The sequence below is a fragment of the Methylovorus menthalis genome (genome assembly GCF_020523625.1).
Lineage (GTDB): Bacteria > Pseudomonadota > Gammaproteobacteria > Burkholderiales > Methylophilaceae > Methylovorus > Methylovorus menthalis.
On sequence record NZ_JAJAQH010000006.1, the window covers coordinates 651,291 to 675,667 of the forward strand.

Sequence of the window (24,377 nt, forward strand, 5' to 3'; positions counted from 1 at the left end):
GTTGGTTAACAGGGCATTTTACGCAAAATTGCGTGGACGGCGAGGCGCATCAGCACGCTTCTGGCCACCGAACTTGTCATTGCCACGGTTGCCTTCGCTGCGATTACCTTCGCTACGGCCACCAAAGCCACGATTGCCTTCGGAATTGCCTGTGCCGGACGCGGAGCGTGGGTTGTTGCCAGCATAGCCACCTTGACCGCGTGGCTTGAAGCCACTCTTGCTGCCAGGATTGCCGCTGCGTGGACGACCATTGCTGCCGCGGTCATCGGTACGAGGAGCCGGACGCTTGGGTTCAAAGCCTTCGATCACCGTGATTTCAATGCGCTGACCAGTATATTGCTCAATTTTGCGTAATTGATGACGGTCTGCATGCGAAGCAAAAGAAACCGCGACACCGGTGTTGCCAGCGCGGCCAGTACGGCCGATGCGGTGAACGTAGTCTTCTGCAAATTTAGGCAGATCGTAATTGATGACGTGGGTGATGCCTTGTACGTCAATACCGCGGGCTGCCACATCGGTGGCTACCAGTACGCGTACATCGCCATGACGCAGCTTGGTCAGGGTGCGGTTGCGCGCGCCCTGAGTCATGTCGCCATGCAATGCCGCAGACTTGTGGCCGGCAGCATACAGATCTTCAGCCAGCAGGTCAGCGTGACGCTTGGTGGAGGTGAATACAATAGCCTGGTTAACATCAGGAGCGATCAAGAGATGTTCCAGCAGTTTGTTCTTGTGGTTCATGTCGTCCACAAAATGCAGGCGCTGTTCGATATTGGCGTGCTTTTCTTTTTGTGCGGCGATCTGGATGACTTTCGGATCCTTCAGCAGCGTTTTGGCGATGTTGGCGATCGGGCCTTCAAAGGTTGCCGAGAACATCAGGGTCTGACGCTCGCGTGGCAGGGCTTCGTTGATGCGTTCGATATCGGGCATGAAACCCATGTCCAGCATACGATCCGCTTCATCCAGGATCAGCATTTGCAGACGGGACATATCAATGCGGCCGCGTTCCATATGGTCTAGCAGGCGGCCTGGAGTAGCTACCAGAATATCCAGTGGCTGCGACAGCAGCTTGTTTTGCAGTGGGTAAGGCATGCCACCGACGATGCTGACGGTACGGGCACGCATGAACTTGCCATATTTGCGGGCAGCATCATTCACTTGGGCTGCCAGTTCGCGGGTTGGGGTCAATACCAGAATACGTGGGCCACGGCTCTTGGACGGATGGATGTCGGCCAGGAGGTTCAGGGCTGGCAGCGTGAACGCTGCGGTTTTGCCAGTGCCGGTCTGGGCAGAGGCCATCAGATCGTGACCAGCCAGGACTTCAGGAATTGCCTGAGCCTGAATAGGAGTAGGGGTGGAATAGCCAGCTTCCTCCAGCGCACGCAGGATGGAAGGATGCAGATTCAAAGTTTCAAAAGTTACGGACACAATTTTCCCTTAAGGTGAATTACTAAAACAAAGGGCGCAAGCAGGACGCGATCAGCTACACAACAGAGTTGTAAGCAACGTTAGGCGCAATACACTAAATTTGGAGGTGTATTTCTACCGGCGCACGGGCATAGCCACTAACCGGTAAAAAACTGGAGAGCCACAAATACAGCAATGGGCTTCGAGAGGGCTAGGGCGATGAATTACCGAAATATTTGCAGAACAGGCCTTTGAGGGCTACGCTACAAATTCATCGAAGGCCGAAGTATATAGATAGTCATCAGTTTGTCAAAGCTTTTGTGTTAAAATCGCGCCCTTTCTAATGGACTGGCTCAAAACACATGTCGCGCAATCTTCGTAATATCGCCATCATCGCTCACGTTGACCATGGCAAAACCACTATGGTGGACAAGCTCCTGCAGCAGGCAGGCACATTCGCATCGCATCAGCAGGTATCTGAACGCGTGATGGATTCCAACGATCTGGAAAAAGAGCGCGGCATTACCATTCTTGCCAAGAACACCGCTGTTAACTATGAAGGCACCCACATCAATATCGTGGATACGCCAGGGCACGCCGACTTCGGCGGCGAAGTTGAGCGCGTTCTCGGTATGGTGGATGGTGTGGTGCTGCTGGTTGACGCAGTTGAAGGTCCCATGCCTCAAACCCGTTTCGTGACCAAGAAGGCACTTGCCCTGGGTCTGCGTCCTATCGTGGTCATTAATAAGGTGGACCGCCCAGGCGCACGTACTGACTGGGTGATCAACCAGACCTTTGATCTGTTTGCCAATCTGGGTGCTACGGATGAACAGCTGGATTTTCCGGTGGTTTATGCTTCCGCGCTGAATGGTTTTGCGACGCTGGACCTCAAGAACGAGTCGGACAATATGCGTCCGCTGTTCGAAACCATCCTGAGCCACGTACACCCTCCACAAGGCGATAGCAATGCGCCTCTGCAATTGCAGGTTTCTGCGCTGGATTACTCCAGCTACACCGGTCGTCTGGGCGTTGGCCGAGTGCTGAATGGCCGTATCAAACCAGGCCAGGTCGTCGTTGTCATGAATGGCGATACCCAAACCGGTCAGGGCCGTATCAATCAGGTGCTGGGTTTCCGCGGCCTTGAGCGTGTGCCAGTGGAAGAAGCCGAAGCTGGCGACATCGTGATCATCTCTGGTATTGAAGAAATCGGTATTGGCGTGACCATTGCTGACCGCGAAAAGCCGGTTGGCCTGCCGATTCTGGGTGTGGATGAGCCTACCCTGACCATGGACTTCATGGTGAACTCCTCTCCATTGGCCGGTACTGAAGGCAAGTTCATCACCAGCCGCCAGATTCGTGACCGCCTGACCAAGGAGCTGCTGGTTAACGTGGCGCTGCGCGTTGAAGATACTGCTGATGCTGACGTATTCCGCGTTTCCGGTCGTGGTGAGTTGCACCTGACCATTCTGCTGGAAAACATGCGCCGTGAAGGTTTCGAAATCGCCGTGGGCAAGCCACGCGTGGTATACCGTGAAATCGACGGCCAAAAGTGCGAGCCTTATGAAATCCTGACCGTGGACCTGGAAGATGATACCCAGGGCGCCGTGATGGAAGAACTGGGTCGTCGTCGTGGCGAACTGCAGAACATGGAATCGGATGGCAATGGCCGTACCCGTCTGGAATACAAGATTCCTGCACGTGGCCTGATCGGTTTCCAGAGCGAGTTCCTGACCTTGACCCGCGGTACTGGTCTGATGGCGCATATTTTTGATGAATACGCACCGGTAAAAGCCGACATGCCAGGTCGTCGCAATGGTGTGCTGATTTCTTCCGAGCAGGGTGAAGCTGTTGCCTACGCATTGTGGAAACTGCAAGACCGTGGCCGTATGTTCTCCGTGCCCGGTGATCGCCTGTACGAAGGCATGGTGATCGGTATCCATAGCCGCGACAATGATCTGGTGGTTAACCCAATCAAGGGCAAGCAGCTGACCAACGTGCGTGCTTCCGGCACTGACGAAGCAGTCCGTCTGGTTCCTGCCGTGCAGTTAACGCTGGAATCCGCAGTGGAGTTTATCGATGATGATGAACTGGTTGAATTGACACCTAAGTCCATCCGTATCCGCAAGCGCTACCTGCAAGAACATGAGCGTAAGCGCGCATCTAAGGACTAAGTTCCAAGGGTTACACGGTTCCTGACAAGGGATAAAAAAAGGCACTGCGTTGGCAGTGCCTTTTTTATTGCCTGAATGTCACTGAAGCTATGGTAGCGGTAGCAAGCGTTTTTCCAGGGTCTTGCCCGTGGGCAGGTTGCCGGATCTTGCCGTAGCCGCACCCAGTGCCGTCAGGCGCTCTTCAGGTGCCGGGTGTGTCTTGAACAGCAAGGCGATGCTGCCATCATTGCTGCTGATATCTGCCAGCCCGCTTAACACCTCTGGCAAGCCATAAGGGTCATAACCTGCGCGTGCTGCCAATATCAGCCCCATGCGGTCAGCTTCGTATTCGGCATCTTTGTCCAGGCTGCGTGCGCTGATTTCGGCGCCACGGCCGATGACTTTCTCGATAGCCTGATTGCCTTTGGCAACCTTGCCGCTAAGCAGGCCTGCACCCAAGCTGAGCAATTGCTGTTTTTGCAGTACCTTAAGCTGATGTTTTTGCACGATGTGGGCTATTTCATGCCCTAGCACACCGGCCAGCTGGGCTTCGTTTTGCAGGCGTTTATACAAGCCTTTGGTAATCAAGACATAGCCGCCAGGTGCGGCAAAGGCATTGATATCGTCGCTATCAATCACGCCAAAGTGCCATGGCAGATCGCTGCGTTCACTCTGGCTGGCCACCCAGCGACCTACGCGGTTGACGTATTGTTGCAGTGCCGGATTTTTCACCAGAGGCGCGGCGCCCAGCAGATTGCCTGCAATTTCACGCCCGAGTTTGATTTCTTCGTCCTTGGTCGGACTTTTCCAATTGATGTTGGCAAGGCTGTTGGCTTCCGGCTTGGCTTGCGTGGTATCGGCGTCGTTCGAGTTCTTGTTGTTGATCAGGTCGCCCGCGTTGTTTTCCACGGCATCTTTCAGCGCCCCCCCAAGGTCAAACGCCATTGCCTGTGGTGGCAAGCTCAAGAGCGAGGTGAGGAGGCATGCCCATGCAGGATTTCTCATGGATTTTCTCCCTGCGTTGCCACAGGCTTGGGTAAGTAACCCAGCTTGACAGGTTTGAGGCTGGCCGCCTTGGCATATTGCGCGCCATCGGCTGCCGATACGCTGTAGCTTTCCAGCAGCTTGATTTCTGGCTCGCTGAATTGCGCCTGCTTAAGTTCATCTTCCGTCAAACCACGTACTCCGGTGGTGGCGACTACCTGGCCAGTGCCTGCACGGCCACTGGCGACACTCAGAACTCCAGCGGCCTGATTGCCGGTGCTGGAGGCACGCTTGACCGAGAGTAACCTCACCCAGCCAGAAGCTTTGGGTGATTTGACTTGTAGCCAGGCGCCTTGTTTTCTGACGATATCGACCTTGTCGCCACGCTTCAGCTGGCCGCTGGTTTTTGCGTCGTTATAGGGTTCCTTGCGCAAGGTGTCGTTTTTGAGCGCAGTGCCGCTTTCGGCCTGTGCCAGACCGCTGGCGAGCAAGACGGCTGCCAGGCTGGCGGACAGAAAATATCGCATATCTTAAAGCTCCGGAGATGATGTCGGGGTGTTGTTATTGGCAGGGGCTGCCTCGGACTGCACAGCCTCAAGTTGTAACAGCGCGGCGGCAAAGGCGCTGCGCCATTGCCTGCCGAGCGGCATTTTTGCATTCAACCTGTTCTCATATAGTGTGTGGATAGGCTTGAGTTTGCCTGGAACCTCCAGGCTGGCCAGGATTCGTGGCAGTTGGCTGGCAATCAGCTGCGCATCCTTGTGCGCTTCGCTGGCATATTCCTGGCGGCCTTCGGCAAAGGTCCAGCTCACCACGGTCAACTCGCCAAACAGGCCCCAGATGCCGGATTGCACGCCCTTGAGAATATCCACGCTGCTTGGCGTGCGGCTGGTCAGCTCAATCTGGCGCTTCAGCTTCTTCATGATGCTGTCACCCAGCGGCTCATCGCTTTCAACCAGGATTGGCATGATCAATACGTGGGTGTCGCTGGCGCCTTCTTTGACGCCATAGGCCAGCCAGCGTTGCAGGGCGCGGTCTGTCGCCAGGGCGTATATCTTGGCAATACTGAAGTAAAACAACGCCCAGGTAATCGGCCCGGTAAAGTCGAGGTAGAAGTTGCTCAGGTTGATGCCAATATAAGACAGCACCAGCAGCCCGATCTGACTGAAACTGAACAGCTTGTTGAAGCGGTCGCGGTCGGCATTGAGGTAAAACGCCAGGGTGGTGAGCCAGATCAGCAACAGGCTGATCAGTATATAGGGCGTGGCGCCGCGCCAGACTTTCAGATAATCCTGATGTTTGACGTTGTCGATTGCCGTTGCCAGAATTTCCACTCCGGGATGCGCCTTGGCCATGGCGGTTGCCTTGAGGTCAAACAGGCTGGGCGCGGTGGAACCGATGATGACGATTTTGTCGGTGAACTCGTTCTGTGGTCGCTTTTTGTCTTTGCTGCCCATGTCCTGCATGACATCGCTAAACGACACATACTGATAGCTGAATGGCTTGCCGCGCCAGTTGAGCAGAATGTTCTGATCTGGCGGCAGTGTGTAACCAAGCTTGCCTCCCACCGTCATGGGCAGCGAAGGCAGGCGCCAGCCGTAATCATCCTGATACAGCTGGTATTCACGGACAATGCCATCCTTGTCCGGATAGATATTGTGCGTGCCCAGCCGCCCCGAATTCAACGCAGCATCAAAGTGCGGCAACACCACCGCGATCGTTGCCTGCATATCGCCCTGGCTGGGCTGGCTTTCGCTGATACCGGCAATCATGCTGGGTTTGACCTGGCTCAGCTTATCGCTCGATTCTGGCAGGCGTAGAAACGGGAAGAAGGTGTTGTCCGTGCCACTAATCACGTCATTGAAGTACGTGTCGCTATCCGGGTTATAGACATCGGCATCGCTGAACAGGATATCGAAGATCACCGCCTTGGGGTGCTGGGCTTCAATGCTTTCAAGGAATTCACCGAATACCTGGCGTGGCCAGGGCCAGCGGCCATACTCCTTGGCCATGGCGGCCAGGCTGGCCTCATTGACATCCACGATCACGATGTCTTTGTCAGGCGCGGGCGCCAGCACACGGCTGCGCACCATGAAATCAAACGCTTTTTGTCGCATGTTTTCGCCCACATGAAACAGGCCTGCGTCCAGCAGCACAAAGACGGTAAGCAATGCTGCAAGGTAAATATAGAAATTGTTGCGCAAGCGTCGGGTAACGTTGGCCAGCCATTGCCCCATGAGCAGTTTGAGTCGGATCACCGGAGGGCTCCTGCGTTTTGAAGAGCCTGAGTGTGGCATAAATGCGGCGGGTTTTAAAGGCTGATCCCGGCGGTGGGCGGGGATATCGCCAGCGCTTCAGGTATAATTTCACGCATGATGCAAATTGTGATTTTAGTGCTTGTGATTGCCTGCCTGCTGGCATTGATCGTGTTGTTGATACGTCAATCCAGAACCCCGGATGCTGCCAGCGAGCTGCTGGCGCAGCTTATGCCGCAGTTTGAGGAAAAGCACCGCGCCATGCTGCGCGACCTGCATGACGGCCTCAATAAACTCGGCGACCGCTTGAGTCTGTCTTCAGTGGATAGCAGCGAGCGTCTGCGGCAAGCCGTCGCACAGGAGCTGAAGGAAACGCGCGATGCCATGCAGGCCTTGCAGGCCGCGCAAACCAACAGCCTTGCCCAGACCCGTGAAACCGTGCTGGAAAAATTGCATACCACCCTGGCCGAGCAGGGCAAGGCCGAGCAAACCCTGATTCAGGACACCATGCTGAAAGCCACCTCGCAACTGACCGCCAGCATTGAAACGCTGACCAAGGCCGTGGATGCCCGTCTGGAAGAAATCGGCGGCAAGGTGTCGGAGCGCCTGGATGAAGGCTTCAAGAAAACTAACGACACCTTTGTGCGCGTGATGGAGCGTCTGGCGACTATCGACGAGGCGCAGAAAAAGATCGATGGCCTGACCACCAATGTGGTCAGCCTGCAAGAGCTACTGGGTGACAAGCGTTCGCGCGGTGCCTTTGGCGAGGTGCAGCTGGAAGCACTGGTGCGTAATGTCATGCCCAATGCCAGCTTTGCCATGCAGTACGTATTGCCGAACGGTACGCGCGTGGATTGTGCCTTGTTTCTGCCCGAGCCTACCGGCATGGTGGCGGTGGATTCCAAATTCCCGCTCGAGAATTATCACCGCATGCTGGAAAGTGGTATTTCGGAAGTCGAGCGTGCCCTGGCGCAACGGCAGTTCAAGGCCGATGTCAAAAAACACGTGGATGACATTGCCAGCAAGTACATTATTCCCGATGTCACTTCCGATGGTGCGGTGATGTTTATCCCGGCTGAAGCGGTGTTTGCCGAGATTCACGCCTATCACCCCGATGTGGTCGATTACGCCATGGCCAAACGGGTGTGGGTGGTGTCACCGACCACGCTGATGGCGGTGCTGAATACCGCGCGTGCAGTTTTGAAAGATGTGGAAACCCGCAAGCAGGTGCATATCATCAAGGATGAGCTGGGCAAGCTGGGCAAGGAGTTCAGTCGCTTTGATGTCCGCATGAAGAAGCTGGCCGATCATATTCGCCAAGCCCATGAAGATGCGCTGGATGTGCATACCACCAGCCAGAAGATTTCGCGGCGTTTTGCCCAGATCGAGCGGGTAGAGTTGCAGGGTGATGCCGAGGCAGCTTTGGCCTTGCCAGATTTACCGGACGATATACTCGCAGACGACAACCAGTAAGACGATTTGCCGGAATGAAAGGAACACCATGAGCGACGAATCCACCATGATCATGCTGGTGCAGCAATACGCTGCCCGGTTTGGCATTACCTTTAGCTCCAGCCTGATGGCCGACGAGCAGCACAAGGCACGCGTCATCACGCTGATGGCCGAAGCCCTGAGCGGCAAGCGCGGCGCATTTACTGACGAAGATGTGCTGCAATGATACGACTCCTGTATTTCGCACGTTTGCGCGAAGCATTGGGGTCCGCCGGTGAGGAGCTTGCCGTGGCCGGTGGCATTACCGTGGAGGCGCTCATGCAGCAGCTGGCGGCGCGCGGTGGTGTCTGGGCCGAGGAATTCGCCGGTGACAAATCCCTGCGCGCGGCCGTTAACCAGACGCTCGCTCCGGTGACTGCCGAGATTCGGGATGGCGACGAGGTGGCGTTCTTTCCACCTGTGACGGGCGGTTAGGCACGCATGACCATCCGTGTGCAAACTGAGGATTTTGATGCGGGGGCAGAAATAAACCGCCTGCGCCTGCAACGCCCCGATATTGGTGCCGTGGCGGCATTTATCGGTCAGGTGCGCGATCTGAACCAGGGCGATGCAGTGGCTGGCATGACGCTGGAGCATTATCCCGGCATGACCGAAAAAGCGCTGGAAGCCATTGTGCAGCAAGCCAGTAACCGCTGGGATATCATGGATGCCCTGGTCATTCATCGTATCGGCAGCCTCAAACCATCTGATCAGATTGTGCTGGTGGCAGTAGCAGGCGCCCATCGCGGCGAGGCATTCCATGCCTGCGAATTCATCATGGATTACCTGAAAACCGAAGCACCATTCTGGAAAAAAGAGCAGACCACGAACGGCGAGCGCTGGGTGGATGCCCGGGCCAGTGACGATGCGGCGCGGGCGCGCTGGCACAAGGCTTAAGCCATCTTCTCTCTTATTCATTTACCCTTTAAAGCAAGCTAATCCCACATGCTACACAGGCTTAACTCTTCTTCTCTTACTGCCACAGTGATCCCGCAATCGCTAGGGTTTGATGACACCTCCCAGCTGGATGGACAGGCCGATGCCACTTGGCTGGGGCAGTCGGATGCCCAGCGCGCGGCCGAGTTCGGGCTGGGCATGCGTGCCCCCGGATTCAATTTGCTGGTACTCGGCGAGCCGGGCAGTGGCCGCACCGTATTGATGCAAACCGCCATGCAGGCGGCGGCTGCGCAATGGCCGGTTGCGCCCGATCTGGTTTTGCTGATGAATATCGAGCAGGCGGACCAACCCATTAACCTTTACTTGCCTGCTGGCTTGGGTGTGCGCTTGCGTCAGGCCATGGAGCAGTATCTTCGCCAGTTGGGCAAGGGATTGCCTCAATTGCTGGGCGAGCTGGATACTGCCGCCAATGCGGGTGATAAGACTCTGCAGGATAAAGGGCGTCAGGATGCCGCAGCCTGGGTAGACCAGCAGCAAGCAGCACTGCGTGAGGTGCTGGCGGATGTTGAGCACGATAGCGCGCTGTTTGAACAGTATTTGCAAAGCCTCAAGCGCGATACGCTGGAAAATCTGGAGGTGTTTGTCCCGGTGCAGACCAGCGAAAACGAAGGTTTGCTGGAAAGCTTTCTGAATCGTTACCGGGTTAACCTGCTGGTAGACAATCGCCAGCTGCAGATGGCGCCCGTCATTTATGACAATGACCCGACCTTCCACTCCTTGTTCGGTGGTTTTGATGCGGGTATGGATAGTGCGACCACGCCTGACTTCCTGCGTTTGCGCGCAGGTAATCTGCTGCGTGCTCATGGCGGCATGCTGATGCTGCATTTGCGTGATCTGGCTTCTGACCAGCAAAGCGGTAGCCAGATTGTCGAGAAGCTTTTCCGATTCTTGCGCAATGGCCAGGTACTGATTGAGGACTCGAATGGCAGCAGTGGACATGGCGGCTCAGGTCATTTCTGCCCGCAACCGCTGGCGGCTGATGTAAAGCTGGTATTGATTGCCACGCCGGAAGAGTATTACGAGCTACATGACGAGATGCCGGGCCTGGCGCGTTATTTCCCGGTCAAGGTGGATTTTGTCGATAGCTTTGCGGCGACGCCAGAGGCTTACGCTGCCATGGCCAGATTTATTGCCTACCAGACGCGCGAGCTGCGTTTGCCAACATTCAGCGCAGCTGCCGTAACCGCCCTGATACGTGCCATGCACAGACGTGTGGAGGATCAGGCACGCATCAGCACCCAATATGCTGCTCTCAGTACCTTGATGCAGGAGAGCGCTTCGTTCATGCGCAAGGCACCATCTGCCGCTACCTCACATGGCATTGTGCAGCCTGAGCATGTACGCGCGGCGCAACAAGCCCGCTTGGCACGGCACCAGATACCGGAGCAGCAGCTGCGCGATTCGATTGCGGAAGGCGAACTCATGTTGCGCCTGCATGGCAGCGCGGTAGGGCAAATCAACGGTCTTAGCCATATTGATCTGGGCGATGCCAGCTTTGGCTCGCCGATTCGTATCTCGGCACGCTGCTTTGCCGGGGCGCAAGGCCTCATCAATATCGACCGCGAGGTCAAGATGAGCGGCCCTAACCACGATAAGGGCGTGTTCATTCTGCAAAGCTGGCTGTCTGCCAGCTTCCCCATGCTGACGCCACTCTCATTAGCGGCTTCCATGGTGTTTGAGCAGGAATACCATGGGGTTGAAGGGGATTCTGCATCTTGTGCCGAACTATTTGTGCTGCTTTCGGCCTTGTCTGGACTGCCCATTTCGCAAGGCATTGCCGTGACCGGAGCGCTGAACCAGCATGGCGAGGTGACGGCGATTGGTGGCGTGAATGAAAAGATCGAAGGCTATTTCCGTGTCTGCCAGCGTGTCGGTCTGGATGGCAGCCAAGGCGTGGTGATTCCCAAAGCCAATATGCGGCATTTGATACTGGATGACGATGTGGTGGCCGCTGTGGAGCAGGGCCGTTTCCATTTATATGCGATTGAGCATGTGCTGGAAGGCATGGCGCTCCTGACCGGCATGGAGGCTGGTAACGTGATTCACGAGGGCGAATATCCGGCGGGTAGCATCATGGGGCGAGTACAGCAAAGTCTGGAGGCCTTCCGTCAGTATTACTTCAACAATACGCCATCACGATGAACATGCAGGAAGACAACAAGTGCCGGTTGGACAAGTGGCTGTGGGCAGCACGCTTTTTCAAGACACGCAGCCTGGCGACTGATGCCATTGATGGTGGCAAGGTGCATGTGGATGGAGACAGGGCGAAGCCAGCCAAAGAGGTGCGGATAGGGCAGCACATTTATATCCGCCGCAAAGAGCTGGAAATGGAAGTGGAAGTGATGGCTTTGTCTAATCAGCGGCGCGGCGCTCCCGAAGCGGCCTTGCTGTATCAGGAAACCCCGGAAAGCGCCCGCAAGCGTGAGGATGCTGCCGTCACGCGGGAAGCCGACCATGGCAAGCGCGAACGCGGTGCCGGACGTCCCACCAAGCGTCAGTTGCGCGATATCAAACGGTTTACTGGCGGAAGCTGGTAAACATTCATTATTAGGCTTGGCCGCATGCAGTAAATGTTGCGGGCCTGCTCAGCTTCCCACGCGATATTCCAACGCTGTACTACTCGAAGAGATCGCCTTGCGGTGAGGGTTGTTTAGCCTTCATGTTTGCAGTGCGGGCAGGTGGCCGGAATAGCGTGGTATTCAAGGGGCTGCGTTCCTGCATGAAACCAAGCTTGCTGGCGGCCAGGCGGAAGCGTTGCGCCAGCAAGTCGGCAAATATGCCTTGCCCGCGCATGCGCTGATGGAACTGGGCATCGTAAGCCTTGCCACCACGCGATTGCCGGATGATGCTCATGACATGCGCTGCCTTGAGCGGGAAGTGATGCTGCAGCCATTCTTCAAATAGCGGAGCTACTTCCAAAGGCAAGCGCAACAGTACATAGCCAGCGTAGCGAGCTCCAGCGTCATGCGCATGCTGCAGGATACTTTCCATCTCTGCATCGTTCAGGGCAGGGATCATGGGGGCGGTCATCACTCCGCACGGAATACCGGCTTGCGCCAGTTTTTCCAGGGTTTGCAATCGACGTTGAGGGGCGGCGGCGCGTGGCTCCATGACGCGACTGAGATGACGATCCAGGGTGGTGATCGAAATGAATACGCGGGCCAGATTCTGGGCCGCCATGGGCGCCAGCAGATCGATATCACGCTCCACCATGGCCGATTTGGTGACGATGGTGAGGGGATGCTGGTGCTCTGCCAATACTTCAATGATCTGGCGCGTAATGCGCTGCTGGCGTTCCAATGGTTGATAGGGGTCGGTGTTGGTGCCCATGGCGATTGGCTGGCAGACATAGGCTGGCTTTGACAGCGCCTGATGCAGCAGGGCAGCGGCATCGGGTTTTACCAGTATGCGGCTTTCAAAATCCAGCCCGGCAGAAAAGCCAAGATAGGTATGGCTGGGGCGGGCATAGCAGTAGGTGCAGCCATGCTCGCAACCGCGATAGGGGTTGATGGAGCGGTCAAACGGGATATCAGGCGAGTCGTTGTAATGCAAGATGCTGCGGCTGTTGTCGTGGATGATCTCGGTGATCAGGCGTGGCGTTTCGGTTTCGGATTCCTCCTGTGCCCAGCCATCATCAAAGGCTTCGCGCTGTAATCGCTCGAAACGTCCGCTTTGATTGCTGGTACTGCCGCGGCCCTTGAATATCAAGGGCCTGACCGGCAGCTCGGCATCATCACCAGGGAATGGATTGTCCGTCATACGCGCTAAATTGCCCGCTTTGCTTGACGCTCAGTTTGGCGATCACTTGCCGCATGCCGCTGACACTCTGCTCAGCGTTGATCAGCCCATTGGGGCCACCCATATCGGTTTGCACCCAGCCTGGGTGCAAGGCCAGCACGCTGATGCCCTGGGGAGCCAGATCAATCGCCAGACTTTTTGTGACGCTATTCAGGGCGGTTTTGCTGGAGCGGTAAATGTAGCTGCCACCGCTGCCATTGTCGGCAATACTGCCCATCTTGCTGGTGATGTTGATGATTTTCTTCTCGGTACTTTTTGCGACCAAGGGCGCAAAGGTCTGTGCTATTTTTAACGGAGACATGCTGTTGATACGGAATGCCATCAGCCAGGCTTCGTAATCAGCCTCGCTTAGGCGGCTTCCCGCATGGTCGGGGTAAACGCCTGCATTATTGAGCAGTACATCAATCGGTGTATCGCCGAGAGTCTCGGCCAAGGCATCAATCTGTTTGAAATCGGCGACATCCAGCTTGTGCAGGGTAATGCGGTCAAGGTGAGCAATATGCAGCGCCTTGAGCGCGGTACTGTCTTCGGGGTTGCGACTGCAGGCATGTACCTGCCAGCCAGCCTCGGCATATTGGCGGGTAAACTCCAGGCCCAGGCCACGATTGGCGCCTGTAACAAGTAATGTTGGCATTGGGTATGGTCTCCATGGACTATTGCGGTGGGTTACTTGGAATTATATAACTTGTGGCATCACAAATAATCTTGATTACTTGCTAAGACTGTCGGTGGTGGTGGACAGTTGCAGTCAGGCGCCGGTGTATCCGATGTAAACCAACACACAGCTTTTGCAGTTGAATATCACTGACAAATTATGAGCGAACTAAATTGTGGCGGGGCTAGGCAGCGGATTACAATGTGACAGGCGCATACGTTGCGTGCCACACCCAAAAAAACAAAATTCCTCAATCTGGAAAAAAGAGATGGCAAACGATTCTTTACAGCCAGCAGCGTATGACATGGGATTTTTCCCTGGCTGTCACGATTTTTGCTTAGCAGATTATGTCATTGATGACCTTAATAAATTCCACAGACTCAGGAGTCACTAGATGAAGATAGCAATTGCCGGTACCGGCTACGTAGGACTTTCCATGGCAGTGTTGCTGGCCCAGAAAAACGAAGTGGTCGCGCTGGATATCGTGCCAGAGAAGGTGGAGATGCTTAACCGCAAGCAGTCACCGATTGCCGATGCCGAGATTGAAGAGTATCTCGCCACCAAGACCCTGAACTTCAAGGCCACCATGGACAAGAAGGCGGCTTATGAAGGCGCCGACTATGTCATCATCGCTACCCCAACGGATTACGACCCTGAGACCAACTACTTCAACACGGGCTCGGTAGAGGCCGTGATTCGCGATGTCATCACCTACGCGCCGAATGCGGTGATGATCATCAAATCCACCATCCCTGTCGGCTTTACCGTCGGAGCCCGTGAAAAATATCAGACCAATAACCTGATCTTCTCGCCAGAATTCCTGCGCGAAGGCAAAGCGCTTTACGACAATCTCTATCCTTCCCGTATTGTGGTGGGCGAAAAGTCGGCCCGTGCCGAAACCTTTGCCCGTCTGCTGCAAGAAGGTGCACTGAAAGAGAATATCCCGCTGCTGTTTACCGATAGCTCTGAAGCCGAAGCCATCAAGCTGTTTGCCAACACCTATCTCGCCATGCGCGTCGCCTATTTTAACGAGCTGGACAGCTATGCCCTGACCCATGGTCTGGACACCAAGCAGATTATCCAGGGCGTGGGTCTCGACCCCCGTATCGGCAGCCACTACAACAACCCTTCGTTTGGCTATGGTGGCTACTGCCTGCCAAAGGACACCAAGCAATTGCTGGCGAATTTTAACAATGTGCCGCAAACCCTGATCAACGCCATTGTGCAATCCAACACCACCCGCAAGGACTTCGTGGCGGACAGCATCATCCGTCGCAAACCAAATGTCGTGGGCATCTACCGCCTGATCATGAAGAGCGGTTCAGATAACTTCCGCGCCTCCAGTATTCAGGGCATCATGAAGCGGATCAAAGCCAAGGGCATTGAAGTCATCGTGTATGAACCCGTACTTACCGAGTCCGAGTTCTTCCGCTCCAAAGTGGTTAATGATCTGGAAGCTTTCAAGCAACAGGCGGATGTGATCGTTTCCAACCGCATGGCCAAGGAACTGGCTGATGTGGCCGACAAGGTGTTTACACGGGATCTGTTTGGTAGCGATTAATGCCATTTAGTGGTGAGCTTCATAGCGGACACAGGTGTGAACCCTGGCCACGAAGCTTGCCGCTCGCCAGGCGGAGGAGGCATGCTGAAAATGCACGCGGGATGTTCTTCTTTGAAGGTGGAATACCTAAAAGTTTTCGCTTCCCGGCAAGGTTCAGTAGAATGGCAATACTTTTACAGTGCGGTATCTTATGCTAGGTTTTAAAAATAAATTGCGTGACCACATGCCATCCTATCGGCGTATGGCAAATCCTCGTACGGGGTCTGCGATAACACATGATGTTTTGGTGGCCGTGACTGCCTGGTATTTTGCCTTTGCTCTGCGCTTCAATTTCCAGATTCCTCCCTCCTTCCAGCAGTCCATGCTGCAGTCCATGTGGTGGGTCGTGCTCCTGCAGTTTGTCTTTTTTGTTAATTTCGGTCTCTATCGTGGAGTGTGGCGTTTTGCCAGCCTGCCTGATCTCAAACGAATTCTGTTTGCCGTAGCGACTGCTGCCGCTACCGTAGTGGCTGTGATTTTCATGACCAAGCCGCATGGTGTGATTCCGCGCTCGGTGCTGATTCTCGACCCGATGTTGCTGGTATTGGGGATGGGGGGGAGCCGCTTCCTCTACCGCTACTGGAAAGAACATCTGCTGTACGGCGCTTTTCAATCCCAGGGGCAGCCCGTTATTCTGCTAGGGGCGGGTACTTTGGCGATCAATCTGCTCAAGGACTTGACGCGCAGCCAGGAGTGGCGTGTGGTCGGGATGCTGGATGATGATGAGGCCATGCATGGCCGCCAGCTGCTGGGCGTAAAAGTGCTGGGCAATATTGAAGATATCGGCTATTTTGCGCGCCGCTATCAGGTCAACCATGTGATTGTGGCTATGCCCTCCGCTTCGCATCAGCAGAGAAGGGCTGCTGTGGAAAAAGCTAATGTTCATGCCTTGACCATCCTCACCGTACCTTCGGTGGAAGATCTGATGAATGGCAAGGTCAGCATTTCACAGATACGTCGCGTGGAGGTGGAAGACCTGCTGGGACGGGAGCCCGTGCAACTGGATACCGAAGGCATGCATGCCCTCTTGCAGGCGCAAGTGGTCATGGTGAGCGGCGCCGGTGGTTCCATCGGTTCAGAATTGTGCCGTCAGATACTGGCTTTCAAACCAGCCAAGCTGATCTGTCTTGATATATCCGAGTTTGCTTTATATAAGCTTGAGCAGGAGTTCTCGGCGATGAGTAACATGCCTGCCGATATTGAATATGTGGTGGGTGATGTGAAGAACGCAGAGCGTCTGCGTCATCTATTAAAGCAGGCTAGGCCTGCCGTGATCTTTCATGCGGCCGCCTACAAGCATGTGCCTATGATGGAAACGGGCAATGTGTCAGAAGCGCTACATAACAATGTTCTTGGCACCTATACGCTGGCAAGTCTTGCCAAAGAAACGGGAGTGGCCAAGTTCGTGCTGATCTCGACCGATAAAGCCGTGAATCCCACGAACGTGATGGGTGCCAGTAAACGATTGGCCGAAATGGTTTGCCAAGGCTTGCAGGAGAGTCACGGTACGCGGTTTGTCATTGTCCGCTTTGGCAATGTATTGGGTAGCAGCGGCAGTGTTATTCCCAAATTCCGTGAGCAGATTGCGAAGGGTGGTCCGGTCACGGTGACCCATCCCGACATCACCCGCTATTTCATGTCTATTCCCGAGGCTACGCAGCTTGTCATGCAAGCGGGTTTGATGGGCAAGGGGAGTGAGATTTTTGTTCTGGATATGGGAGAGTCCGTGAAGATTGCTGATTTGGCGCGCGACATGATCAAGCTGTCAGGCTTGCAGGATGATGAAATCGAAATCGTCTTCACCGGCTTGCGCCCTGGCGAGAAGTTATATGAAGAGTTGCTCGCCGACGATGAACACACATTACCGACACCTCATGAGAAGCTGCGTATTGCCATTGCGCGCTCGGCTGACATTACCTGGGTGCATGCCTTGCTGAAATGGGTGGCCAGCACGTTGAATACGGATGAGGCTACTATCAAGCAAGAGCTCAAGCTTTGGGTGCAGGAGTATCAGCATCAAGACATAAATAAAGTCGGTGCCGAAACCAAACGCGCACTAGGGCCGCAGTCGTCTACTCTTCATTAGGGGGCATAACTAAGCATTTATGCGGATATGTGGTATTTTGTCGAAAAGTAATCAACAAAGGGGCATGTGTGGCAAATCGATCCGTTAATCCAGAGCAAATTCTTCAACAGTCAGAGATTATTTATACTGAAGAGGATGTCAGGAATGCGATTGCTGTTCTTGCTAAGAAGATATCAGCACGTATCGCTGGTACCGAGCCTCTTGTGATGTGCGTGATGGGTGGTGCTGTCGTGTTTTCAGGCCAGCTTTTGCCCCAGCTGGGCTTTCCTCTGGAGTTCGATTACGTACAAGCCAGTCGTTATCACGAAAAAACCGAAGGTGAACAATTGGTCTGGACTGTCGAGCCGCGGGATAATGTGCGTGGCAAGACAGTATTGTTGCTGGATGACATCCTGGATGAAGGCCAAACCCTGGCAGCCATACGTGAAAAGTGTCTGGCTCACGGGGCTGCCGAAGTGGTGATTGCTGTATTGGTTGAAAAAGAGCTCGAACGTGTCAAACCAATTCAAGCGGATTATGTGGGCTTGTCGGTACCAAATCGTTATGTCTTCGGCTGTGGTATGGATGTGTATGGCTGGTGGCGTAATCTTCCAGCTATTTATGCGCTGAATGTGAATTAAGCGGATACGAGTCGTAAGGATTTATGGATTTTGGTTGTGAAGCGTTTTGAAGTGGTCGACTTGGGTTATTAGCATGAAATTTTCACCAAGACGGTTAGGTACAGTATGGAGCTGGCAGGCAGCTTTGCATGGCATTTTAGGTACCACTTTTCTCCTTTTCTTTCTCGGTGCATCAGAAGCCTATCGCGCTCTTGGCTACTGTCTCGTCATTGTTGCTTTATATTTATGGTTCAAATCTCCGTATAAGCTCATGTTTTCCAGGTTAAGTCTGGACATGATGTTTGTCGTAACTCTCCCTATCGCTCTTATTCTTATGCATATGATGGCTGTGGGAGAGATTGAGTTCGTCAAACCCATGCGACATATGATGATTGCCGTCGCTTTTGCATATGCCATGTATCTTAGTCTCAAGATCCCCCACTCTGAGCAGAGTCACTATCTGGGTTATATGCTGGGCGTGGTTTTTTTGTATGTTGCCTTACAGATGATGTGGATATATGGGATACATCATAAATTTGGTACAACCAAAAATCCCCACTATCTGGCGCAAGGATGCATGCTTTTATTGCTCTTGCTTGGATATTGCTGGCACATTATGAAAACGTACCAGAAATGGTTAACTGGTGCATTGTCTCTCTGTCTCTTCTGGCTATTGATAATTACGCTATCAAGACCAGCCTGGATTGGATTTGTGGTGGGGTTGGCTGTAATGCTTGTATTTTTGTCATTCCGGCAAAAAATGATACTTGCCAGTAGTTTTATTCTTGTTTCAACCTTTTTGTTTTATACCAATCTTGGGCATTTTGCGGACAGGGTTTGTGATTTATACTTAAATGTATCTACAGAAGAGCGTGTCCTCATTTGGCACAACATGTGGCAGATGCTGAGTGCCAATTCGCCGAGCGAATGGATTATTGGACAGGGCATGAGCCAATTCAGTGAACATTTCAAGTCTTATTCCGAATACCATTTGCGAGGAGTTGACTTCAACAGCCCGCATAATTTCATTCTTGAGCTTTTGTATATGCATGGGGCCCTGGGGCTGCTGCTTTGCTTAGGATTTATCCTGACTATCTATATCAAGCTCGTCAGATTGTACCGGCTGCAAGTGGAACAACGATTGACGCTATTGATGCTGGTAATGCTCAGTGCCAACATTGCATTTACATCGATTACTTTACCGTTTTACACGGCGTATAACCTTAATATCATCGCGATTGTTGTTGGAGTGATGTTTGCTTTGAATGATCGTGCAGAAAGAGTGCAATCCCATCATGTCTGATTTGACTATCGTTATCCCTAATTACAATGGTGCCCATCTCTTAAGACGTAACCTACCTTCGGTGTTGCAGGCCGCCGTAGCATATGGGACTGGGACTGAGGTGGTGGTGGTTGATGACGGCTCTAAAGATGATAGCGTTGATGTTTTGGAAAAAGAGTTTCCGGAGGTGCGATGTGTCCGACATCTGGAAAATCAAGGCTTTTCCGAAGCAGTGCTAACTGGGGTGAAAGCCGCAAAAACGCGCTTACTTTTTTTGCTTAACTCGGATGTTGAGATGCAGGTTGATTGCTTGCGACCTCTCGCGGCCTATTTCTCTGATGAGTCCACTTTTTCGGTTAACCCCTTGATGCTGGATGAAGATGGTACCGTGAATCGACATTCCTGGAATCTGCGCAGTATGCAAAGAGGCTATCTCAAGCTGGATGACTGGACAATCGATCAAGCAAGAGAGCTGCGCCAGTCACGAAAACTATCCTCCTTGTACGCATGTGGCGGATGCATGATGGTGGAGAAAGAGAAATTCATGGCTCTGGGAGGATTTCATCCGATATTCAAGCCGTTTTATGGCGAAGATTATGATCTGGGAATCCGCGGCTGGTATCGGGGCTGGAAAACCTATTTTGAGCCAAATGTCACGGTTATCCATCAATCGCAGGGCTCTATCAAGGACAACGTCAAGCGCGCACGCGTTAAGCAGATTAGGCGCAGAAATCGTTATTTTCTAGAATGGCTTCATATGTCTCGCGGTCAATTGCTGCTTAGTACCTTGCCGCAATCATTGTTTCAGCTTCTGGGGGAAATCTTGATACTGGATAAAACGAATGTTAAAGGATTCTTTACAGCGCTGGGGGCCTTGCCACAAGTCCTTGCCGAGCGAAAATCCATTCTTAAGGGACAGGTGATGACCCTGGATGAAATAATTCGTGAAATTCACGCCTTTGATTCACATGTCAAAAAAGAGAAACCTTAGTCGTTGACTATCTATCTCATGGTAATGAATTGCCGCACCGTGCTTAAGCAGCCCAGCCTTTTAAATTCACGGGCTTGAATGTGTCGTACAATGCAAAGTGGTGTTCTTGCGGAGACTTACTTGATAGCAAGAATTGATGTTCTGGAGGCTGAAAACAAAAACGCACCGACATCTAAAAATGTACAGTGCGTTTTGTTTGTATCTGGTGCCCAGAAGAGGACTCGAACCTCCACACCCGAAGGCACATGGACCTGAACCATGCGCGTCTACCAATTCCGCCATCTGGGCTTTCTTGATGCTTGTGCATCGAAAGAGCCGAGATTTTATATCAACAAAAAAGTTTGTCAAATGGAATATTTAGAGAATGAAAAAGAAATCGCGTAATGCAGGTATAAGCCATGTACGTAAAGCCGATCCTTATGCCAAGCGCGAAGCAGAAAATTATGCCAACCCGTTGCCGAGTCGCGAGCTCATCCTTGAAGTGATGACGGAGCAGGGGGTACCGGTAAGTGTTGAACAGCTGTATGAGCTGGTCGGTATCTCGGAAGAAGAGCGGGAGATTTTTAATCGCCGTCTGAATGCGATGGAACGCGATGGTCAAATCATGCGTAATCGCAAGGGCGCGTTGTGTATTGCCGAGAAGCTGAATCTGATTGCCGGCCGTGTGGTCGGGCATGCAGATGGTTTTGGCTTTCTGGTACCCGACCATGGCGGGGATGATCTGTTTTTGAGTCCGCGTGAAATGTCGCAAGTCATGCACGGTGATCGTGTCATGGTGCGCCCTGCAGGCTTTGATCGCCGCGGACGTCCTGAGGGCAAGATTGTGGAAGTGCTGGAGCGCTCCACCAAAAAGCTGGTAGGCCGTCTAATCCGCGAGCAGGGTGTGACCTTTGTTGCCGCTGAAGACAAGCGGGTGAATCAGGATATCCTGGTGCCGCCCGGGCAGGACATGAATGCAGGGGCGGGCCAGGTGGTGATGGTGGAGCTTATTGAGCAGCCATCCGCCTATGCCAAGCCTATTGGCAAGGTGGTCGAGGTGCTGGGCAACTATGCCGACTCCGGCATGGAGATCGAAATCGCGTTGCGTAAGCACCAGCTGCCGTATGAGTTTTCTGCAGAAGCAGAAAAACAGGCGGCCAAGTATCCCAAGCAGGTGCGTCCTGCGGATTACAAGGGCCGTATTGATTTGCGTGACATGCCATTGATCACCATTGATGGTGAAACGGCACGAGACTTTGATGATGCAGTATATTGCGAGCCGCAAGGCAAGGGCTGGCGCCTGGTGGTGGCGATTGCCGATGTCAGTTTTTACGTCAAGTCTGGCGATGCGCTGGACAAGGATGCGTACGACCGTGGCAACTCGGTTTACTTCCCTCGTCGCGTGATTCCCATGTTGCCGGAAGCCCTTTCCAATGGCCTGTGTTCGCTCAACCCGGATGTGGAGCGTCTGTGCATGGTCTGCGATATGCAGATTGATGCACTGGGCAAGATCAAGCGCTATGAGTTCTACCCATCCGTGATGCGCTCCAAGGCGCGCATGACCTATACCAAGGTGTTTGACATCATCAGCCATCCAGATGGCGAGTTGGCAAAAGAGTATGCATGGCTGGTGCCGCATATTGACCACCTTTACAGCCTTTACAAGATATTGCTCAAGGCCAGAGAAAAACGTGGTGCGATTGAGTTCGAAAGCACCGAAACCCTCATGATTTTTAACGATAACGGCAAGATTGACCGCATTGAAGCTGTGACGCGCAATGAGGCTCATCGGTTGATTGAAGAGTGCATGCTGGCGGCCAATGTCTGCTCCGCTGACTTTTTGATACAGCACGAGCAACCTGGTCTTTATCGTATTCATGAAGGCCCTACCCCCGAAAAACTGGAAGCGTTACGCACGTTCCTGGGCGAATTCGGCTTTGGCGTAGGCGGTGGCGATACTCCGCATGCCAAGGATTACGGCAAGGTCATCTCCCGCATCAAGGGGCGTCCCGATGAGCAACTTTTGCAAACCGTTCTCCTGCGTTCCATGCAGCAGGCGGTTTACAGTCCGGATAATGTCGGCCATTTCGGCCTGGCATATGAGGCATATACGCACTTCACGTCACCTATCCGCCGCTATCCTGACTTGCTGGTGCATCGTGCCATCAAGGCGGTGCTGAATGGCGAACGCTACAAGGCGGGCGATTGGCAAGCGCTGGGGCAGCATTGCTCGATGACCGAGCGGCGTGCGGATGATGCCACCCGTGATGTGCAGGCCTGGCTCAAGTGCTATTACATGCAGGATAAAATCGGCGAGGAGTTTGCCGGTACCGTGGCTGGTGTGACCAGTTTCGGTTTGTTCGTAGCACTGGATGGCATTTTTGTCGAAGGCCTGTTGCATGTGACCGAACTCGGCAACGACTACTTCATTTACGACAAGACCCGCCACGAAATGGCCGGTGAACGTACTGGCGTCAAATACCGTCTCGGCGATCGCTTGCGCGTCAAGATAAGCCGGGTTGATCTGGAGGTCAGCCGTATCGATTTTGTGCTGGCTTCTGCTGACAAGGCAAAAAATACCCTGCCGGATGAAGCCTTTGCACAAGAGGGTGGGGCAGATGGTGATACAATTCGCCTCGCCAAGCCGCGCCGTTCTGCCGATAGAAAGCCTGCAGCCAGCGCTGGTGCACGGCCTCGCACGGCTTCGGCATCCAAGCCGTCGCGCAGCAAGTCAGCAGCCAAACCTGCTGCCAAGCCCAGAAAGAGCAGCGCATCCAAGCCTGGAGCAAAATCAGGCGCCAAGGTGTCCTCCCGTAAAACCAGTAAAAGGTCATAAGTTGTAATGAGTGATAGCCGTATATTGTTTGGATTTCACGCCGTTTTGAGCCGCTTGCGTCAGCATGCGGCCAGCGTGCAGGAAATCCTGATCGACAAAGATCGTGTGGACGCCCGCATGAAGGACCTGATCAACCTGGCGGAAGGCGCCTCTGTGCGCCTGATGCAGGTGGAGCGTTCCCGTCTGGATGGGATGGCAGGCGCTAACGGTCGGCATCAGGGTGTGATTGCCCGCGTGGTGGATACGCCGATTCCTTACAAGGATATCCACGATATCCTGGAGTCGGATCTGACCGAGCCCCCGTTTTTCCTGGTGCTGGATGGGGTGGAAGACCCTCATAACCTGGGCGCCTGCCTGCGCGTGGCGGATGCCATGGGTGTGCATGCGGTGATTGCCCCCAAGGATAGGGCCGCAGGTCTGAATGCGACCGTGCGCAAAGTCGCGTGCGGTGCAGCCGAAACCATCCCTTTCATCGCGGTGACCAATTTGGCGCGTACCCTGCGCGAGTTGCAGGAGGCTGGCGTGTTTGTGGTTGGCGCTGCGGCCGACGCACCGGGCAATCTCTTCACCACCAAGCTGGATGGACCGTTGGCACTGGTGCTCGGGGCTGAAGGTGCGGGTTTGCGTCGTCTCACTGCTGAAACCTGCGATACGCTGGTGAGCATTCCCATGTTCGGCTCGGTAGAAAGCTTGAATGTGTCGGTAGCGAGTGGCATTTGCCTTTACGAGGCAAGACGCCAGCGTAACGCGCTTTAAGCTTGCTTATCCTGTAAACAAGAGTCTCCCGCCCGGCAAGGCTGGATTTTGCCGCGTGGGTTTATTTTAAACTGCTAAAATGCTATTTTAGTCGGTTTTTCGTAGTGTTAATTTTTTGGAGCTATCATGGCTGTTGAACGTACCCTTTCCATTATCAAACCCGATGCTGTTGCCAAGAATGTTATCGGCAAGATCTACACCCGCTTTGAAGATGCTGGCCTGAAGATTGTTGCTTCGCGCCTGGCACAACTGTCACAAGCTGAAGCTGAAGGCTTCTACGCTGTGCACAAAGAGCGTCCTTTCTTTGCTGACCTGGTCAAGTTCATGATCTCCGGTCCTGTGGTTATTCAAGTGCTGGAAGGCGAAAACGCTGTTCTGGCACATCGTGACCTGATGGGCGCGACTGATCCAAAGAAGGCAGAACCAGGCACCATCCGCGCTGACTTCGCTGAAAGCATTGATGCCAACGCCGTCCACGGTAGTGATTCCGTTGAGAATGCAGCGATTGAAATCGCTTACTTCTTCCCGGCTTCGCAAGTTCACAGCCGCTAAGT

The 24,377-nt window shown here is 53.8% G+C and carries 21 protein-coding genes and 1 tRNA gene; 15 read left to right on the forward strand and 7 right to left on the reverse strand.

Features of this window, described 5'->3' with window-relative positions; all coding sequences use genetic code 11:
• Nucleotides 1–18: 18 nt before the first annotated feature.
• Nucleotides 19–1,425: a DEAD/DEAH box helicase gene (locus LG204_RS08890; RefSeq protein WP_230336938.1), complete on the reverse strand. Its 1,407-nt coding sequence runs from the start codon at nucleotides 1,423–1,425 to the stop codon at nucleotides 19–21.
• Between the two features lie 341 nt (nucleotides 1,426–1,766).
• On the opposite strand from LG204_RS08890, the gene typA reads away from it, so the two are divergent.
• Nucleotides 1,767–3,575 carry a translational GTPase TypA gene (typA, locus tag LG204_RS08895; protein ID WP_230336939.1) on the forward strand — a complete coding sequence of 603 codons (1,809 nt, stop codon included), beginning with the start codon at nucleotides 1,767–1,769 and terminating at the stop codon, nucleotides 3,573–3,575.
• Nucleotides 3,576–3,662: 87 nt separating this feature from the next.
• Here the strand turns inward: typA and LG204_RS08900 are convergent, their stop codons facing one another.
• Genes LG204_RS08900 through LG204_RS08910 form a run of 3 tightly spaced genes read right to left on the reverse strand, consistent with a single transcriptional unit; the run spans nucleotide 3,663 to nucleotide 6,796 of the window.
• Nucleotides 3,663–4,559 (reverse strand): M48 family metallopeptidase, encoded by an 897-nt coding sequence (locus LG204_RS08900; RefSeq protein ID WP_230336940.1) that lies wholly within the window; start codon nucleotides 4,557–4,559, stop codon nucleotides 3,663–3,665.
• Nucleotides 4,556–5,065 (reverse strand): SH3 domain-containing protein, encoded by a 510-nt coding sequence (locus LG204_RS08905; RefSeq protein WP_230336941.1) that lies wholly within the window; start codon nucleotides 5,063–5,065, stop codon nucleotides 4,556–4,558. The genes LG204_RS08900 and LG204_RS08905 overlap by 4 nt, the downstream gene beginning before the upstream one ends.
• 3 nt (nucleotides 5,066–5,068) lie before the next feature.
• On the reverse strand, nucleotides 5,069–6,796 hold the full coding sequence (locus tag LG204_RS08910) for a CHASE2 domain-containing protein (RefSeq protein WP_230336942.1): 1,728 nt from the start codon (nucleotides 6,794–6,796) through the stop codon (nucleotides 5,069–5,071).
• Between the two features lie 114 nt (nucleotides 6,797–6,910).
• Between LG204_RS08910 and rmuC the strand changes: the two genes are divergently transcribed.
• Genes rmuC through LG204_RS08940 form a run of 6 tightly spaced genes read left to right on the forward strand, consistent with a single transcriptional unit; the run spans nucleotide 6,911 to nucleotide 11,778 of the window.
• Nucleotides 6,911–8,266 carry a DNA recombination protein RmuC gene (gene rmuC, locus LG204_RS08915; protein WP_230336943.1) on the forward strand — a complete coding sequence of 452 codons (1,356 nt, stop codon included), beginning with the start codon at nucleotides 6,911–6,913 and terminating at the stop codon, nucleotides 8,264–8,266.
• 28 nt (nucleotides 8,267–8,294) lie between these two features.
• On the forward strand, nucleotides 8,295–8,471 hold the full coding sequence (locus tag LG204_RS08920) for a hypothetical protein (RefSeq protein WP_013442507.1): 177 nt from the start codon (nucleotides 8,295–8,297) through the stop codon (nucleotides 8,469–8,471).
• Entirely contained in the window at nucleotides 8,468–8,719 is a 252-nt protein-coding gene (gene moaD / locus LG204_RS08925; protein ID WP_230336944.1) for a molybdopterin converting factor subunit 1, read from the forward strand. Before LG204_RS08920 ends, moaD begins: the two co-directional genes overlap by 4 nt.
• Nucleotides 8,720–8,725: 6 nt before the next feature.
• Complete coding sequence (gene moaE, locus LG204_RS08930; RefSeq protein WP_230336945.1) at nucleotides 8,726–9,181, forward strand: molybdopterin synthase catalytic subunit MoaE; 456 nt, start codon at nucleotides 8,726–8,728, stop codon at nucleotides 9,179–9,181.
• Between the two features lie 48 nt (nucleotides 9,182–9,229).
• Nucleotides 9,230–11,383, forward strand: a complete 2,154-nt coding sequence (locus tag LG204_RS08935; RefSeq protein WP_230336946.1) for a Lon protease family protein — start codon at nucleotides 9,230–9,232, stop codon at nucleotides 11,381–11,383.
• Complete coding sequence (locus tag LG204_RS08940; protein ID WP_230336947.1) at nucleotides 11,380–11,778, forward strand: RNA-binding S4 domain-containing protein; 399 nt, start codon at nucleotides 11,380–11,382, stop codon at nucleotides 11,776–11,778. The genes LG204_RS08935 and LG204_RS08940 overlap by 4 nt, the downstream gene beginning before the upstream one ends.
• Before the next feature lie 79 nt (nucleotides 11,779–11,857).
• Here the strand turns inward: LG204_RS08940 and LG204_RS08945 are convergent, their stop codons facing one another.
• Together LG204_RS08945 and LG204_RS08950 are read right to left on the reverse strand one after the other, a co-directional pair.
• A complete protein-coding gene (locus LG204_RS08945) occupies nucleotides 11,858–13,000 on the reverse strand; it encodes a PA0069 family radical SAM protein (protein ID WP_230336948.1) in 1,143 nt (380 codons plus the stop codon).
• Nucleotides 12,975–13,673, reverse strand: a complete 699-nt coding sequence (locus tag LG204_RS08950; RefSeq protein ID WP_230336949.1) for an SDR family oxidoreductase — start codon at nucleotides 13,671–13,673, stop codon at nucleotides 12,975–12,977. The genes LG204_RS08945 and LG204_RS08950 overlap by 26 nt, the downstream gene beginning before the upstream one ends.
• A gap of 415 nt (nucleotides 13,674–14,088) precedes the next feature.
• Here LG204_RS08950 and LG204_RS08955 point away from each other — a divergent pair, with 415 nt between their 5' ends.
• The 5 genes from LG204_RS08955 (at nucleotide 14,089) to LG204_RS08975 (ending at nucleotide 20,252) form a co-directional block, all read left to right on the forward strand.
• Entirely contained in the window at nucleotides 14,089–15,255 is a 1,167-nt protein-coding gene (locus LG204_RS08955) for a nucleotide sugar dehydrogenase (protein ID WP_230336950.1), read from the forward strand.
• A 190-nt stretch (nucleotides 15,256–15,445) separates the two neighbouring features.
• Complete coding sequence (locus tag LG204_RS08960) at nucleotides 15,446–17,380, forward strand: polysaccharide biosynthesis protein (RefSeq protein WP_230336951.1); 1,935 nt, start codon at nucleotides 15,446–15,448, stop codon at nucleotides 17,378–17,380.
• Between the two features lie 68 nt (nucleotides 17,381–17,448).
• A complete protein-coding gene (locus LG204_RS08965) occupies nucleotides 17,449–18,000 on the forward strand; it encodes a hypoxanthine-guanine phosphoribosyltransferase (protein WP_230336952.1) in 552 nt (183 codons plus the stop codon).
• A 73-nt stretch (nucleotides 18,001–18,073) separates the two neighbouring features.
• A complete protein-coding gene (locus LG204_RS08970; protein ID WP_230336953.1) occupies nucleotides 18,074–19,282 on the forward strand; it encodes an O-antigen ligase family protein in 1,209 nt (402 codons plus the stop codon).
• Nucleotides 19,275–20,252, forward strand: coding sequence for a glycosyltransferase family 2 protein (locus LG204_RS08975; RefSeq protein ID WP_230336954.1), 978 nt, complete (start codon nucleotides 19,275–19,277; stop codon nucleotides 20,250–20,252). Before LG204_RS08970 ends, LG204_RS08975 begins: the two co-directional genes overlap by 8 nt.
• A gap of 203 nt (nucleotides 20,253–20,455) precedes the next feature.
• On the opposite strand, the gene LG204_RS08980 is transcribed toward LG204_RS08975, so the two are convergent.
• A tRNA-Leu gene (locus LG204_RS08980) sits at nucleotides 20,456–20,540 on the reverse strand.
• 76 nt (nucleotides 20,541–20,616) lie between these two features.
• Between LG204_RS08980 and rnr the strand changes: the two genes are divergently transcribed.
• From rnr to ndk, 3 genes are all read left to right on the forward strand, one after another.
• Nucleotides 20,617–23,067 carry a ribonuclease R gene (rnr, locus tag LG204_RS08985; RefSeq protein WP_230336955.1) on the forward strand — a complete coding sequence of 817 codons (2,451 nt, stop codon included), beginning with the start codon at nucleotides 20,617–20,619 and terminating at the stop codon, nucleotides 23,065–23,067.
• Between the two features lie 6 nt (nucleotides 23,068–23,073).
• Nucleotides 23,074–23,823, forward strand: a complete 750-nt coding sequence (gene rlmB / locus LG204_RS08990) for a 23S rRNA (guanosine(2251)-2'-O)-methyltransferase RlmB (protein WP_159355434.1) — start codon at nucleotides 23,074–23,076, stop codon at nucleotides 23,821–23,823.
• Nucleotides 23,824–23,949: 126 nt separating this feature from the next.
• A complete protein-coding gene (gene ndk / locus LG204_RS08995; protein ID WP_230336956.1) occupies nucleotides 23,950–24,375 on the forward strand; it encodes a nucleoside-diphosphate kinase in 426 nt (141 codons plus the stop codon).
• Nucleotides 24,376–24,377: the final 2 nt, after the last annotated feature.